At 60.9% G+C, this 235-nt stretch carries 1 protein-coding gene; it reads left to right on the forward strand.

The window, feature by feature from the left end; all coding sequences use genetic code 11:
* Positions 1 to 235 (forward strand): hypothetical protein (locus tag ACW5W7_RS21370; RefSeq protein ID WP_456503008.1); only part of this gene is annotated, 235 nt, incomplete at both ends.

Genomic DNA, 235 nt, shown 5'->3' on the forward strand with positions numbered 1-235 from the left:
AACTGAGTGGCCAGACGCTGGTGGGAGGCAAAGCTCAGGTCACGGCAGAGGAAGGGCAGTTCGACGGGCTGCTCAAGGCCCAGTCGCTGGTACTGGCCGTGAACCAGGCCCAGAGTGACGGCAAACTGCACAGCCGGGAAGGGTTGCAGTGGCTGGGTCAGTATCTGACCACGGGTCAAAACAGTGAACTGATTGCGAACCAGGAGGTCACGCTCGCAGGTGAGCAACTGACGCT

The organism is Aeromonas intestinalis (assembly GCF_054052485.1).